Origin of the sequence: Roseovarius azorensis (assembly GCF_900109455.1) — a bacterium.
Taxonomy (GTDB): domain Bacteria; phylum Pseudomonadota; class Alphaproteobacteria; order Rhodobacterales; family Rhodobacteraceae; genus Roseovarius; species Roseovarius azorensis.
This window is the reverse complement of record NZ_FOAG01000022.1, coordinates 1-15,197: the sequence shown is the minus strand read 5'-3', so window position 1 is coordinate 15,197 and position 15,197 is coordinate 1. Positions and strand designations below refer to the sequence as shown.

Annotated in this window: 13 protein-coding genes; 6 read left to right on the top strand and 7 right to left on the bottom strand. The window is 57.8% G+C overall.

Annotation, left to right across the window (positions count from 1 at the left end):
- The first annotated feature begins 287 nt into the window (after positions 1-287).
- On the top strand, positions 288-743 hold the full coding sequence (locus tag BSG08_RS18460; protein WP_093039326.1) for an acyl-CoA thioesterase: 456 nt from the start codon (positions 288-290) through the stop codon (positions 741-743).
- Between the two features lie 61 nt (positions 744-804).
- On the opposite strand, the gene BSG08_RS18455 is transcribed toward BSG08_RS18460, so the two are convergent.
- The 6 genes from BSG08_RS18455 to BSG08_RS18430 all read right to left on the bottom strand — a co-directional run bounded on the left by BSG08_RS18455 (position 805) and on the right by BSG08_RS18430 (position 6,485).
- The gene (locus tag BSG08_RS18455) at positions 805-1,554 is read right to left on the bottom strand and encodes an SDR family oxidoreductase (RefSeq protein WP_093039315.1); all 750 of its coding nucleotides are present in this window, start codon (positions 1,552-1,554) and stop codon (positions 805-807) included.
- Positions 1,555-1,741: 187 nt separating this feature from the next.
- Complete coding sequence (locus BSG08_RS18450) at positions 1,742-2,422, bottom strand: ABC transporter ATP-binding protein (RefSeq protein WP_093039314.1); 681 nt, start codon at positions 2,420-2,422, stop codon at positions 1,742-1,744.
- Positions 2,422-3,171, bottom strand: a complete 750-nt coding sequence (locus BSG08_RS18445; protein WP_093039313.1) for an ABC transporter ATP-binding protein — start codon at positions 3,169-3,171, stop codon at positions 2,422-2,424. Before BSG08_RS18445 ends, BSG08_RS18450 begins: the two co-directional genes overlap by 1 nt.
- Complete coding sequence (locus BSG08_RS18440) at positions 3,168-4,127, bottom strand: branched-chain amino acid ABC transporter permease (RefSeq protein ID WP_175544831.1); 960 nt, start codon at positions 4,125-4,127, stop codon at positions 3,168-3,170. The genes BSG08_RS18445 and BSG08_RS18440 overlap by 4 nt, the downstream gene beginning before the upstream one ends.
- A gap of 78 nt (positions 4,128-4,205) precedes the next feature.
- Complete coding sequence (locus tag BSG08_RS18435) at positions 4,206-5,111, bottom strand: branched-chain amino acid ABC transporter permease (RefSeq protein WP_093039312.1); 906 nt, start codon at positions 5,109-5,111, stop codon at positions 4,206-4,208.
- A gap of 72 nt (positions 5,112-5,183) precedes the next feature.
- Positions 5,184-6,485 (bottom strand): ABC transporter substrate-binding protein, encoded by a 1,302-nt coding sequence (locus BSG08_RS18430; RefSeq protein WP_245770752.1) that lies wholly within the window; start codon positions 6,483-6,485, stop codon positions 5,184-5,186.
- A 428-nt stretch (positions 6,486-6,913) separates the two neighbouring features.
- On the opposite strand from BSG08_RS18430, the gene BSG08_RS18425 reads away from it, so the two are divergent.
- The 5 genes from BSG08_RS18425 to BSG08_RS18405 all read left to right on the top strand — a co-directional run bounded on the left by BSG08_RS18425 (position 6,914) and on the right by BSG08_RS18405 (position 14,118).
- On the top strand, positions 6,914-8,041 hold the full coding sequence (locus BSG08_RS18425; protein WP_093039310.1) for a zinc-dependent alcohol dehydrogenase family protein: 1,128 nt from the start codon (positions 6,914-6,916) through the stop codon (positions 8,039-8,041).
- Positions 8,042-8,224: 183 nt separating this feature from the next.
- Entirely contained in the window at positions 8,225-9,721 is a 1,497-nt protein-coding gene (gene citF, locus BSG08_RS18420) for a citrate lyase subunit alpha (RefSeq protein WP_093039309.1), read from the top strand.
- A 9-nt stretch (positions 9,722-9,730) separates the two neighbouring features.
- On the top strand, positions 9,731-11,236 hold the full coding sequence (locus BSG08_RS18415; protein WP_093039308.1) for a fumarate hydratase: 1,506 nt from the start codon (positions 9,731-9,733) through the stop codon (positions 11,234-11,236).
- Positions 11,237-11,424: 188 nt separating this feature from the next.
- Positions 11,425-12,375, top strand: coding sequence for a LysR family transcriptional regulator (locus tag BSG08_RS18410; protein WP_093039307.1), 951 nt, complete (start codon positions 11,425-11,427; stop codon positions 12,373-12,375).
- A 279-nt stretch (positions 12,376-12,654) separates the two neighbouring features.
- A complete protein-coding gene (locus BSG08_RS18405) occupies positions 12,655-14,118 on the top strand; it encodes an aldehyde dehydrogenase family protein (RefSeq protein ID WP_093039324.1) in 1,464 nt (487 codons plus the stop codon).
- A 66-nt stretch (positions 14,119-14,184) separates the two neighbouring features.
- Here the strand turns inward: BSG08_RS18405 and BSG08_RS18400 are convergent, their stop codons facing one another.
- Complete coding sequence (locus tag BSG08_RS18400) at positions 14,185-14,889, bottom strand: IS6 family transposase (protein ID WP_093039306.1); 705 nt, start codon at positions 14,887-14,889, stop codon at positions 14,185-14,187.
- Positions 14,890-15,197: the final 308 nt, after the last annotated feature.

Below are 15,197 nucleotides of genomic sequence, written 5' to 3'. Positions count from 1 at the left end.
GCACCACCCCGTCACTGACCCTGGCCGGTGACGGGGTAAACGTAGCAGAGTCCGGATACAAAAGGGTCAGGACCGATAGCCTACAGATGAAGGTTGCTGCGAGCGCGATTGCGAAGAGCAAGACCTTAGGGCAGGTTAATAAGACGCACTTTTTTACGCTTGGTCTCGCCATGCGGTGAGACGTGGCTCGACAGATGACATGGTCTTTCTACAAAGCCGGGCCAATTTCGCGGTAGGTTCTTGAAATTGTCACCGTGGGTGGCCCCAAAATCGACTCGGAGCACCTTATGATCCAACGACCGACGCCAAAAAAACGAAATGAATTCAATAACTTCTGTCCGATCACCACTCGCTGGATGGATAACGATGCCTACTTGCACGTGAATAACGTGGCTTATTATTCGTTTTTCGACACGGCCGTGAACGAATACCTGATTCAGGGTGGCGTACTTGATATCCGCCGCAGCACAGTCACTGGGTTGGTGGCCCATTCAGAGTGCAGCTATTTTTCACCTGTCGCATTTCCTGAAGCTATTCAAGTCGGACTGCGGGTGGCACGTCTGGGCAAGAGCAGTGTCACCTATGAACTTGGTGTATTTCGGGACGATGCCGAAAGCGCGTCTGCTCAAGGCCGCTTCGTGCATGTTTATGTCGATCGCCAAACAAGCCGGCCCGTAGTTATTCCCGACGACATGCGCAGCTTGCTTGAGAGATTGATAATAGACCGCGACGGCACTTGTTGAAGCCAAAGCGGGCGCCCGTGGTTACGGACGCCCGTTGGAATGGTATGGAAACAAAGAAAGCTTAAACCGTGCGCCCGCCGTCCACCTCCAGCACGACACCGGTGATGAACTCGGCCTCGTCCGAACCAAGGTAGAGCGCCGCATTCGCCACATCGCGGGGCTCGGACATCCGGCCCATCGGGATGGTAGCGATGAATTTCTCGCGGTTCTCCGGTGTGTCGGGCACACCCATGAATTGCTCGAGAAGGGAAGTGGCACCTATGACCGGCGCGATACAGTTGACGCGGATCTTGTCAGGGGCCAGTTCGACTGCAAGTGACCTGCTCATCAGGTTCACGGCCCCTTTTGAAGAGTTGTACCATGTCAATCCTGGACGAGGACGAATGCCGGCCGTCGATCCGATATTCAGCATCACGCCGCCTTCTGCCTTGCGCCACAGCGGTACGCAGGCCTTTGTCATGTGAAAGATTGACAAGACGTTGATATCATAGATCTTCCGAAAGGTTTCTTCGTCCGTTTCCATCAACGGGCTGTTCGGGTTGGTCCAACCGGCATTATTCACGGCAATGTCTAGCCCACCAAACGCTTTGACCGTGGCGTCAACCGCAGCCTGCACCTGATCGCCCTTCGATACGTCACACGTTACGGCGATCGCATTTGGCCCTAGGGCCTCGGCCACGGCCTTGGCGCCGTCACCGTTAAGATCGACCACTGCCACCTTGGCGCCTTCCCGGACATAGGTTTCGGCAATGCATTTTCCGAATCCAGAGGCTGCCCCCGTGACCAGAGTGCGCTTTCCTTCGAGTCTCATCGCTTGTTTCCCTTTCTCATATTCAATGCAGCCTTGGCGGACCGCAGTTTTCAATCAAGTCAGAGTGCGTCGACCGCATAGGTGATATGCGAATCCTTGATGCGGGCCGACCTTAAGCACCGAAGCTCCCGGTCACGCGAATGCGAAGTGTCTGTCCGCGTACGAATAGGCATCGGTACAGATGGCATCACGCCTTCTGACTTTCGGCTTCAAGCGAGCCTTCCTCGATCTCACCGCGTTCGATCACCAAGGTACGATCGGCGAAACCACGCAGCAGAGAGGGGTTGGACTCGGTAATCATGAGCGTCACTGACCGGTCAGTATCACGCAAAGTACGAAGCGCCTCGGCATATCGCTGAGCCAGTGCTGGCGCGAGGCCCTGGAACGGCTCATCCAGCATGATGAGTTTTGTGCCAAGCATCAGGGCGCGAGCCAGTGCTACCATCTTGCCCTGCCCCCCCGAAACGGTGCCCCCGGGGCGGCCCGCCATCTCTCTGAGTTCCGGCAGAACGGTATAGGCCCGCTTCAGACGTTTCTCGGTTTCTTCCTTGTCCAGTCGCGCCGCCTGTGCCGGCAGAAGAATGTTTTCCTCGACGGTGAAAGCGGAAAACAGGCGGCGGTCTTCGGGAGCGTATCCGATCCCGAGAGCGGGCCGCTTGGGCGGGTGTAGATCGGTAATCGTGCGACCGTCAAAAATGATGTCGCCAGTCGCCTTGGTGAACCCCATGATCGTGCGCAGCAACGTCGTCTTGCCAGCACCGTTGCGGCCGATCAACGCCACCGTCTGCGCCTGCTCCACCTTGAAATTCAGGTTGCGCAGGATGGGAATGATCCCGATCGAGGCATTTACATCGCGTAGCTCAAGCATCACGCCACCTCGCCGATAACGTCCCGGATCACATCGGGATGTTCCAGTATCTCCGCAGGCGTCCCCCGCAATTGCATATTGCCGTTGTTCCAAACCGCCACTTCATCGGCATAGTTCTCAACGATCCCCATATCATGTTCGACGAAGACCGACGTGACCTCCGCCTCCTTTAGGGCACCGATCAGAATCTTCATGATCGAATGTTTTTCTGACGAAGCCACGCCTGAGGTCGGCTCATCCATGAGCAGAAGCTTCGGCTTCAGCGCAAGGGCAATCGCGATGTCGATCAACTTGCGCTGACCTTCGGAGAGTTCGACGACGACCGTGTCGGCCACATCGGCACACCCAACCATATCAAGGAGATGAAGCATCTCTGCACGTTCGGGTATCTGCGTCATATCCATCACGGTATTGCGACGCTTGTCCCGCGCTGAAACAGCGATCAGCAAATTTTCGAGCGCCGTGTGTTCGGTAAAGAGCTGCGGAATCTGAAACGCCCGCGCCACGCCGCGATCCACGATCTTGCGCGGTGGCAATGGTGTGATGTCGCGCCCCTCGAACAGCACCTGACCCTGACTGGGCTTCAACCATCCTGTGCAGATGTTGAGGAAGGTGGTCTTGCCCGCACCGTTCGGACCAATGATGGCAAGGTTACGACCCGCGTGGATCTTGAGGGAGACATGGTCGGCCGCCGTCACGCCGCCAAACTTGATTACGAGGTCACGGGTTTCCAGAAGCGCGTCAGTCATTTCCCGCCTCCTTTCTTGTCGGACTTGCGTTTAAACAACGATTCAAGGATTCCGATCAGCCCGCCAGGCGCGAAGAGGATGATGATCAGCAGGAACCCACCGAGGATCATCTGCCAAACATCCCCGGCATAAACGGATGCGTACGTCCGCACCGCTTCATAGATCAAGGCGCCCAAAAACGCTCCTTGAACCGAGCCTGCGCCGCCCAAAACCGCGATGAAGACCATTTCTGCGGAACGGACCCACCAGACGTATTCCGGCGTGACCACCCCCTGCGCCATGCCCATCATCACACCGCCGACGCCACAGAGCGCCGCCGACAGCACGTAGCCCGACAGCAGCGCGCGTTTCGGGGAAACACCGAGATACTCCAGGCGAGTCTCGTTTGTCTTGATTGTCTGGAAAAGGTTGCCGACCGGCGAATTGAACCAGCGCATAGTATACCAACCGAGCCCCACCATCAAGGCGACCAGCACGTAGTACAGGATCATGCCGAAATCGTTGAAGTTCAACGCGCTGCCAAATACCGTCGGGCGCTCCAGCCGGATGCCGTCGGCACCGCCGGTATAATGATAGAACTTCTCGAGAATGGACCAGAAGATCATCGAAAACGCTAGGTTCAGCATGCCGAAGAAGATCCCGCGGTAGCGCACCACGAAAAGGCCGACAAAGATGCTTGCAAGTGTGGCTCCGGCGACCCCCGCCAGGAGCACGATCAAGAAATCCGTTGAAGGCATCGCCGTCATCAGGAATGCGCCGGCATAGGCAGCGATCCCGAAATAGAGCGCGTGCCCGAAAGAGACCTGTCCGGCTCGCAACAGCACCGTGACGCCGAGAACACCAAGCCCCTTTGCCATGGCGAAAGTGAAAAGAAGCTTAAGCGAGGGCGCGACGAAGGGCACTGCTACCACCGCCGCTATCCCGATAATCCAAAGCAGCGACAGGGCGCTTTTCATGGGCGAGGCTCCCTTTTCGGGGCTGGTTTTTCCGGCAGTGGTGTCAGGTTGGTCGGTACGGGTGCTCATGCTGTGACCTCAGATCTTCCGGGCAGCGGGACTGCCGAACAAGCCCTCTGGGCGCACCAGCAACACGAGAACCATGATCAGGTACGGTACGAGAACCGAAATTTCGGGATACAGGTAGACGGCAAAGGACCGGCCCAGACCAATCATCAGCGCAGTCAGGGCCGCACCCTCAATCTGACCGAGGCCCGCGGTTGCAACCACCGCGAAGGAGAGCACGATCATGTCCGCGCCCATGCCGGGCAGGATTGATGTCGTAGGCGACGCCAGCGCCCCGCCGAGGCCAGCGAGAACCGCGCCGATCACGAAAGTGAACAAGAAAACCTTGTCTGCGTCGATACCAATCGACTGCGCTGCCTCACGATCTTCGGTGGTGGCGGTGATCAGCTTGCCCGTGACGGTACGGCGCAGGAAAAACCGCATGCCCAAAAGTAAAACCACAGCTATCAACGGCAAAAGGATCAACTGGTAGGCGGTGTAGGTGACGCCGAAAACGCTCACGTTTCCAAGCACCTGCAAGGCCGACGAGTCGAAATAGGGCTGCGTGCCCCACACAAGGCGCTGGACATCCTCCAGAATCATGAAGACCGCGAAAGTCACCAGCAACTGCAATACCTCGGATTTGTCGTAAATCCGGCGCAGCAGGAAGTATTCCAGCGGACCGCCGATCGCGATACCCACCAGCACGGCCGAGACGATCATGAGCGGGAACGCGAGAACAGGCGCAAACCCCAGCGCGAGGACGTAACCGGTCAGCGAGACGGTCGCATATGCGCCGATGGCGTAAAGCGATCCGTGGGCCACGTTCAAAATTCGCATCACCCCGAAAATGAGGGTCAGGCCCAAAGCCACAATGAAAACCAGCGCCGCGTAGGCAACGCCATCGAAGAGGGCTAAAAGAAAAATCGCGAGATTCATGTGCTTATCCGGATGCCCTGGGCAAGAGGAGGGCCCATTTCAGGCCCTCCTCGGCAGTTTCGAAAATCGGCGTCAATTGTCGAACTGGTCAAACGAGATCGCGTCGACAAAGCCCGCGTCGAGCGTTTTCACCCACTCGATAGAGATTTCGCCGACTGGTGTCGTCAACTGGTCGCCATCGAAGATCATGATATTCTCCAGCGTAGCGAACGGATATTCACCGGTCTGAACACTGGTCCCGATCAACTGATCCTCGACACCCTGGTTGTCTTCACGCAGGGTGACAGGGCGACCGAGGCCCTGAAAGGTCAAGCCTTCGAGTGCTGCAAGCAACTGGTCTTCGCTTGGCCAGTCCACGCTGTTGTCCGCGATGGCTTTTTCATACGCTCCGGTGAGCGCGGCGATCGCTTGGCTTGCGTGGAAGACCGGATATACGCTGACATCGCCGGTCTTTTCCTCGTATTGCTTCATGAAAGCTTGGAAGTCCTCGTCATTGCGACGCTCGGGATGCAAGAAATAATGGTCTCCGCGCGCACCAACGATGTGCCCATCTGTCAGCGCCGCCCCCAGCCTTTCGAGCGAGGACTCGGCCAGCGGAAGAACGAAGGTCGAGGTATTCAGCAAGCCACGCTGCGATGCCTGTTGTACAAACGTATCCAGATCACCACCCCACGACGTAGACAGGATCACGTCAGGCTGGAGCGCCTGCAGGCGCGAGATCTCGGTCGAGAAGTCCGGCGAGCCAAACTTTGGAAAGAACTCGGCCACGACCTCGACATCGGGTTTCATCGCCTTGAGCGCGGTGCTGAAGATATCCCAGCTATCCCGTCCCCACGCATAGTCCTGGTTGACTACGGCGATGGTTTTGAAATCGGGTTTGGTCTTGAGTAGATAGGCAACCGTAGCCAGCATTTCAGGCGTGGCGTTTGCCTGGGTGCGGAAAACATACTTATAGTCGTTTTCCTCGAAAATACGCTGCGTACCGCAATCCCACATGAGGTTAGGAACCTGCAGATCTTCGGCCAGGGGCGCGATGGTCTGGCAGTTTCCCGACGAAATCGAAGCCAGCATGACCTCGGCCCCGCCAGATTGTACCATGCGGCGATATTCGGATGTGAGCGCCTCGGCACCGGCACCTTCGTCGATGAAGTTTATCTCGATCGGTACGCCGTTGATGCCGCCTTTGGCATTGATGTTTTCAATCATGATTTCGGCGGCATCGCGCGCAGGCACACCGAACACCGAAGCCGGCCCGGTCAGGAACGCGGTCATCCCTATTTTCAAGCTATCGGGCTTGTCCGCCGCGAAGGCCACGACCGGCATGGCAGATGCCAGCAGCGCCGAAACTGTGCGCTTCATAATTTTAGTTTTCATTTGGAGTTCCTCCCTAATACGCGATCCGGTCGGGATCGCAATTGGTTTCGTCGTGAACTGGCTAGCCTATTCATAAGAAATCCTGGCGGGCATTGGGCGTCTAAGCTCAGGCGTCAAAGGTGGCAAAATCAACTATCACCTCGATGAATACCATCATGAGCACATTGACACGCAAAATATCCTCCCGACGAAAAGCTCAGTAAGCGTAACCGCATAGTATATTGACCCGCCAATATCTTGGCGCTCTTTCGGCTATAGCACTTTCTTATTGCTGCGTCGCTTCGGAGACTTGTATCGTTGGAGCTTGAGCCGGCATGAGAACCTGTGTGCCAGCCTTTAGATTATACTGCTGCGCTTCGTTGTGGATACCTGATCCAGTTTCGCCGCAACGCGTGGCACCATCGCGTTTCAGCCTTGGAGGAGAGCACATGCGCATAGAAGCCGCAGTTCTGGAACGCCAGAACATCAAGAGTGACTTCGAGAAGGAGAAGGCGCTGACGGTGCGCGAACTGGAGCTTGAAGGCCCGGGGCGCGGCGAGGTCATGATCCGTGTCGCGGCCGCGGGCGTGTGTCATTCCGACCTGTCGGTCATAAACGGCACTCGGAACCGGCCGGTGCCGATGGTACTGGGCCACGAAGCAGCTGGTATCGTCGAGGAGGTCGGCCCGGATGTCGACGATCTGTCACCCGGAGATCACGTCGTTTGCATTTTCGCGCCTGGCTGCGGCACGTGCTTGCCCTGCGCCGAAGGCCGTCCGGCCCTGTGCACGCGCGCGGTGAAACATCACGGCGTCGGAGAGCTCATGACAGGTCACCGCCGCCTGTCCATGGACGGCATGCCGGTGCATCACCACATAGGCGTCTCGGCCTTTGCCACTCACGCGGTGCTCGCCCGGCAGTCCCTGGTAAAGGTCGAGGCAGATATACCGCCGCACATATCGGCGCTGTTTTCATGTGCCATGCTGACCGGAGCGGGGGCTGTCTTCAACACGGCGAAAGTCATGCCAGGGAGTAAAGTGGCCGTGTTTGGACTGGGCGGCGTCGGCCTGTCGGCGGTCCTTGGAGCTGTGGCGGCCGGGGCTGGACAGGTCGTGGTGGTCGATCCCTTCAAGCCCAAGCTGGATACGGCAATGGAGATGGGAGCAACGCACGCTGTTAACGCCGACGAACACACCATTGAGGCCGTACGCGATCTCACGGGCGGAGGCGTCGATTTCGCGATCGAACTGGCGGGGTCGGTCAAGGCTCTCGAAACGGCGTATGACTGCACATGCCGTGGCGGCACTACGGTGACGGCCGGCCTGCCCCACCCAGATGCGCGCATGCCGCTCAACGCACTGAAACTGGTTGCCGAAGAACGCGCGCTGAAGGGAAGCTACATCGGCTCCTGCGTGCCTCAGCGTGATTTACCGCGTATGTTCTCTTTGTATATGCAAGGCAAACTGCCCGTCGAAAAAATGCTGACGCATCGGTTACGCTTGGACCAGATCAACCTTGCGATGGACCAACTGGATAACGGCACCGCCATACGCCAAGTGATCGAGTTCGAGATCTAGGGCAAAGGTGCGCCTTACGTCCCGCCCCTGGTCGATGGTCCCCTCGCGCCGCAAGATCCGACGCGCACCTCGAGCGCGGGATATAGGGTTACGCTATGGCGCCGAAAGACATTCAATATTTCATCGTGGCGCGTCGAGCATTCTAAAAAGGTCTCACTAGAGACTGCAGAATTGAGAAGCGCGATGACTGACCACCTGCGAGTACCAGATTTCGTAGAGGGCTTTGGACCGCTACAAGAAACTCGGGTTTCTTCTGTCTCCAAATCTCACGGCCAACACAGGAAACCGGTCCTGCCCGATCTGGATGCGGCGATCAGCGCATTGGAGCTCAAGGACGGCGCGGTCCTGTCTTTCCATCATCACCTCCGCAACGGCGACGCGGTCATGGTCGCAGTGCTGGAAGCAGCCGCGCGGGCCGGGCTTCGCGATCTGCATGTCGCGGCATCGTCGATCTTTGCAGTCCATGCGCCTCTCGTAAAGCACATCGAAAGCGGCGTGATCGGCAGTATTTGCACGAATTTCATGTCGGGTCCGGTGGCGGAGGCCATTTCGCGCGGCTTGATGACGTCGCCGGTCCTGCTGCGTACGCATGGCGGACGTGCTCGGGCCATCCGCTCGGGCGAACTTGAGATAGACGTTGCCTTCGTCGCCGCTCCCAGCTGTGATCCCATGGGTAACATCAGCGGCACGACAGGGCCCCAGGCCTGCGGCGTCCTGGGTTATCCGCAATGCGATGTGCTGTGCGCGAAACGGGTGGTGGCCGTAACGGATACGCTGGTCGACTACCCTGCCCAACGAATACAGATTTCACAGGACAGCGTAGACATGGTCGCGCTCGTTCGTTCGCTCGGGGATGTATCTGGCATTCTGTCGGGCACAACGCGTCCGAGCGAGCAACCCGACGACCTTGAAATCGCATCAAAGGCCGCCCGCGTGATCGAAGCAAGCGGTTTGCTCGTAAACGGCTTTTCGCTGCAAAACGGCGCAGGAGGAACATCGCTCGCAACGGCGGCCGCCCTGGGCCGCGTGATGGAACGAAAAGGCATCGTAGGCAGCTTCGCCAGCGGAGGCGTGACCGGATTTCATGTCGACATGTTGGAGGCCGGGCTTTTCGAAAGCCTGCTCAACGTGCAGTGCTTCGACCTCAAGGCCATCGAATCGTTTCGCAACGATCCCAGACATCAGGGCATGTCGGCATCGATGTACGCGAATCCGCACGAGCGTGGCGCCGTCGTGGACCGGCTGGACGCCGTGGTCCTCGGTGCGGCCGAGATTGATCTGGAATTCAACGTAAATGTAACGACGCGTGCAGACGGGCTGATCATGGGCGGATCGGGCGGCCATGCCGATACGGCGGCAGGTGCCACACTTTCCATCGTGACGACGAAACTGACCGCCGCGGGGTTTCCCAAGATCGTGGACCGCGTCGGCACCTTGACGACTCCGGGCAAAACGATTGATGTGGTCGTGACAAACGCCGGTATCGCGGTCAATCCCGGTCGCGACGACCTCACCGACCGTCTGCGCGCTGCGGGGCTAACGCCAGTTCCGATCGAGGAACTGCACCGCCTCGCCCTGGAGCAGTCAGAACGGAGACCCCAACGGTCCATGTCGGACCACATCGTTGCCATTTCGGAGTATCGTGACGGGACCGTCACCGATGTGATCCGCAAGGTCTAGGGAGGGACAATGACCGTCATTACCGAGGACCATGTAATAGAAAGCATTGCAGACGCGCTGCAGTTCGTCGCCTGTTACCATCCGCCCGATTTCATCTCGGCCATGGCAGAAGCCTACCACCGCGAGGAAAGCCCGGGCGCGCGCAACGCTATTGGGCAGATCCTTATCAATTCGCGTATGTGCGCTCTGGGGCATCGGCCAATATGTCAGGACACGGGTACCGCCAATGTCTTTGTATCGGTGGGTGTGGAAGCAAAGCTGGATTGGCGCCGCCCGCTGCAAGAGATCGTGGACGACGCCGTGCGTCGGGCCTACTTGCTCGAAAGCAACCCGTTGCGCGCCTCGGTGGTGCGCAACCCGCTCGGTCCACGCGAGAACACCAAAGACAACACCCCGGCTATGGTTCATGTCGAGATGGTGGCTGGAGACAAGGTCGGGATTACCGTCTCTGCCAAGGGGGGCGGATCGGAGAACAAGACAAAGTTCACGGTACTCAATCCCTCAGCGTCGGTCTCTGACTGGGTCGTGAACACGGTCGAAACCCTTGGGGCCGGATGGTGCCCGCCGGGCATGCTTGGAATTGGGGTCGGGGGCAGCGTCGACAAGGCGATGGCCATGGCCAAGATGTCGCTGAACGATCCGATCGACATTTTCGAGCTGTTGGATCGCGGCCCAAAGGATCGGGTGGAAGAAATTCGTCTGGAGATCTACGAGCGCGTCAATGCTCTCGGGATCGGTGCACAAGGGTTGGGCGGGCTGACCAGCGTGCTTGACGTCAAGTTGCGGGATTTCCCCACTCACGCGGCCTCACTGCCCGTGGCATTGATCCCGAATTGCGCTGCCACACGGCACGTGCATTTCACGCTCGACGGTTCGGGGTCTGCCGAATTTGCTCCGCCAGACCTGTCGCTTTGGCCGGACGTGACGTTGGATGCTGCGACAAGTTCAGCGCGGCGCGTCGATCTCGACGCACTCGACAACGGCCTGTTGGAAACGATGACTCCGGGCGAGACGCTGTTGTTGTCCGGTACGCTCTACACCGGGCGCGATGCGGCGCACAAACGCATGGTCGAAACGCTGGACAGGGGCGAGGCTTTGCCCGTCGATCTTGAGAATAGAGCGATATATTATGTCGGCCCTGTCGATCCCGTTGGTGACGAGGTGATCGGACCGGCGGGGCCAACAACCTCGACTCGTATGGATAAGTTCACGCAGCAGGTTCTGGCGCAAACCGGGCTTAAGGTCATGATAGGAAAGGCTGAGCGCGGCCCCGAGGCGCTTGCCGCCATTGCGGACCACAAAGCCGTGTACATGATCGCGGTCGGGGGAGCGGCTTTTCTCGTCTCGCAAGCGATTCGAGAGGCTGAACCAGTCGCATGGCATGATCTAGGCATGGAAGCGATTTACAAGCTTCGCGTTGAAGACATGCCTGTCACGGTTGCTGTCGATACTAAGGGCCGCTCCATACACGAAAGCGGCCCCAAATTATGGCGTCGCACGCCGCGATCCGCGTGATTTCACGCGACTAAGCGTCCCGCACCTGCACGTGGCGCCATCAGAACAGGCAGCCGATATTCAGTCGGCTTGCTTCCTTTCACCTTGCAGCCTTTCGAGAGACGGTGACAATGGCGGGGAGCGTGTAGTAATTGCGGCCGGCAGTTCTGCGTATGCGCTGAGAAGTTGAAGCCTGAGAAAAAGCGGTCATGGACATCAAGCAACTGCGCTATTTCATTGCTATCGCGGAGGAAGGCTCTCTGTCGGCCGCGGCGCAAAGAGTAAATGTGGCACAGCCTTCACTTTCTCAGCACGTTCTGACCTTGGAGCGTGAGTTGGGTGTCCAGTTGTTGCAACGTTCATCGCGAGGCGTGTCTCTGACCGAGTCGGGCAATATCTTGCAGGCCCATGCGCTCGACATCGTACAAAGATTGGACACAGCGATAGAGGTCGTCCGGCAATCTGGATCCGAACCCATGGGCGATGTAAGCTTCGGATTGCCTAGTTCCGTATCCATGGTGCTTTCGGTACCGCTAGCCGAAACCATCCGCATCGACCTGCCAAAAGTCCGTTTCCGTGCGATTGAGGCGATGAGCGGTTTCATTCAGACATGGCTGGAAGAGATGTCGATCGATATCGGCATCTTGTACGACGTGAGTTCCATCCGGCATCTGAACCACACCCTTTTGATGACCGAGGAATTGCATTTCTTCTCGGCTGCTGACGCTTGGCCTTTCGACACTGACCCAGGAAGCCCCGTCAGTCTGGCCGAACTGGCAAATGTTGAATTGGTTCTGCCCTCTCCGCATCACGGACTTCGTACCATGATCGATCGGTTCGCACGAACGGCGGGCGTGCGCCTGAACGTGGCGACCGAGATGGATGCGCTCAGCCAAATCAAGGCAATGGTGGCAAGGGGTAGCGGGCACACGATCCTCGCACCAGCCGCCGCGCTGGATTTCGTAGAAAGGGGACAGCTTGTGATGGGACGTATCGTAGAGCCACAAATGATGCGTCCCGTCTTCTTGGTGCGAAATCCCGCCAAGCCGATGACGCAGGCCAGCCGGGAAGTCGAACGGGTCACGCTAGAGGTCATTGGCGACTTGATCCGGCGCGGGATCTGGCAAGCCCTAGAAAACCACACTTCGCCGTCAATCTGAAGCAGCTGCCGCTATAGCTATCCAGTATAACCCTTAGAGTGGATACGTATTTGAACCGCAAGGTCCGGACTGCCACTTTAATTCAATGGCGATGGTGTGGGAGGATTGGCACGTTTGATGGCGTCAAAGATCATGACCACTTGAACACGCAGACACGATCCGAACGTTTCACACCCATTCAATAAAGGCCCAAGGCGCGCGCAGCAAACAGGCCAAGCGATCTAGTGATTGCGCGAAAGGCACATTCTTGCCGATTTCCGCAACAAGGAGTGTAACACCATGAGCACAGAAACGCCTCTCGAGGAAAACCCATCCGAAAATCTTCTTTGCCTCGACCATTGGATAGACGGCGTGCTTACCGCTCCTGAGGGCGAAGATTATATTGCTACGGTAAGTCCGATGACCGGAAAGCCTGCTCTCAAGGTTGCCTCGGGCACTGAAGGCGATGTCGCCAAGGCCGTTACGGCGGCCAAGCATGCCGCGAGGGGTTGGCGTTATTACAATGCCGCGGAACGTGGTCGACTGATGCTGGCGCTAGCGCAGGCGATCCGTGCCGATGCCGAGCGCCTGGCGGAAATGGAGCGCGCAGAAACAGGCAAACCGATGGCCGGTGCGCGCGCCGAAATCGAAGGCAGCGCGCAATATTTCGAATTTTATGGCAGCCTCGTCTACCTGCCCACTGGCGACGTGCTTGATGTGGCGCCCGATCAGCACGTGTTCACCAAGCGCGAGCCCTTCGGGGTAGTGGGTGTCATCACACCGTGGAACCTGCCTTTGAACCAGGCGGCACGAGCGATCGCACCGGCGTTGGTGGCTGGTAACGTGATCGTTGCGAAACCATCGGAAATCACTTCGCAGACCACCGTCGAGATGGCGCGGCTGGCCAGCGAAGTGGGCTTTCCCAAAGGTGTCATCAACGTGGTTCTGGGCACTGGTCCCGTGGTTGGCGAAGCCATTGTCCGCCATGATGACGTGCGCAAGGTGGCTTTCACCGGATCAGTTGGTGTAGGCCGCACGATCGGTCATATTGCCGCCGACCGGATTATTCCGCTGACGCTGGAGTTGGGGGGAAAGTCAGCAAATATCGTCTTTGAAGATGCCAATCTGACGACTGCCGCAAAAGAAGCCGTTCGCGGTTTCACCCTTAACAGCGGGCAGGTTTGCTCCGCCGGAACGCGGCTACTCGTGCAGCGTTCGATTTACGATCGCTTCCTAGAAGAGGTCAAATCGATTACCGAGGCGACGGTGATCCCTGGCGAGACCCTCGGACCTCTCATCACCCCTGCCCAGTTCAAGCGCGTGCAGAGCTATTTCGGTGTTGCAAAAGAGGACGGAGCCCGGGTCCTGACCGGCGGCGAAGTCGCGAAGGTTTCAGGGTCGGAGGACGGTTTCTACGTCAAACCGACGGTTTATGCCGATGTCGACAACTCCATGCGCATTGCACGTGAAGAGATCTTCGGCCCGGTCCTGGTGGCGATTCCCTTCGACGATGAAGAAGACGCGGTGCGGATCGCTAACGACTCGCCCTATGGCTTGATTGGCACGGTCTGGAGCCGTGATATCTCACGCGCATTGCGGGTGGCGGATCAGATCGACGCCGGCCAGATCTTCGTCAACGTCTGGAACACAATGTCGGTGCAGACACCATTCGGCGGCCATAAGCACAGCGGTTATGGGCGCGAAAAGGGCATTGAGGCCATACATCATTATTCGCATATCAAGACAGTCACCGTGAAGATCTGATCGTTTGGCAGATATGGTGCTGTCACGAATTCGAACCAGTCTCTGAATGGACAGTGAGGCTGCCCCTTATACCGCGCCGAGACCGCGCCACTCGATCAGAGCAGCGGTGCGGTTGAGCTTAAAATTTGGTCGTGAGTTGAGACTTCTTTCCGAATTGAACAGGTTGTAAATTGAGGCGTGGACGGAGGCGAATTTCTGCAAACTTCGCATGCGCCTGAAACGAAGCATCGCCCTCTCCCGTCGTCGAAACGGCAAGTGTGAATTCTCCGCCCTGTTGTTCAGCCAGCGGCCCGTTTCCTGCCTGTCCGCGGCGCCGATCTCTTTCAGCGCAGCACCATATGAGCGCAGCAGGTCCGTGACGATCACCTCGGGCCGACCGTGCTTACGCATTGCTTTCTTTAAGAATTTCAACGCAGCCTTCTTATCACGGGTCTTCGTGACGAAGCTTTCGAGGACTTCGTCTTCATGATCCACGGCCCGCCAAAGGTAGTGCCGCTCACCGTTGATCTTCACGAATATCTCGTCCAGATTCCACCGCCATCGGCTGGACTTCATTCCTGCAATTCGGCGCTTTCGGATCTCCGCCGCGAACATTGGACCGAACCGATGCCACCAGTATCTCACAGCCTCATGACTGACATCGACGCCCCGTTCGTGCAGCAAATCCTCGACGTTGCGGAGCGAAAGTGGAAACCGAACGTAGAGCATCACCGCCAAGCGGATGATCTCTGGAGACGTTTTGAAGTACTTGAATGGGGAGCGTTTCGTCATCCCAAAACGCTATCTGGCACCCAGCCCCGTCTCAACCCAAGTTCTTCTGACAAGACCACGTCCATCGTTTGCGCAGACCCGCCCGTTTCCGCAGGAAATCCGGCCGCTGAAATGATGCGCCCTTGCGCGCCTTAAATCTGATGTATCTTTGCGTTTTTTCCGCAAACATCATGGGCAAGTTCAACTACATGTTCATGATGTGTGAAATGTAGGGTAATCATCCGGCGTAGGCCGCTGCGAGTTCAACGCGCGTGCTCACGGTCCATTTTGATGAGCTCTTGCAGGTTTTCAATCCCGAACGGAGTGAA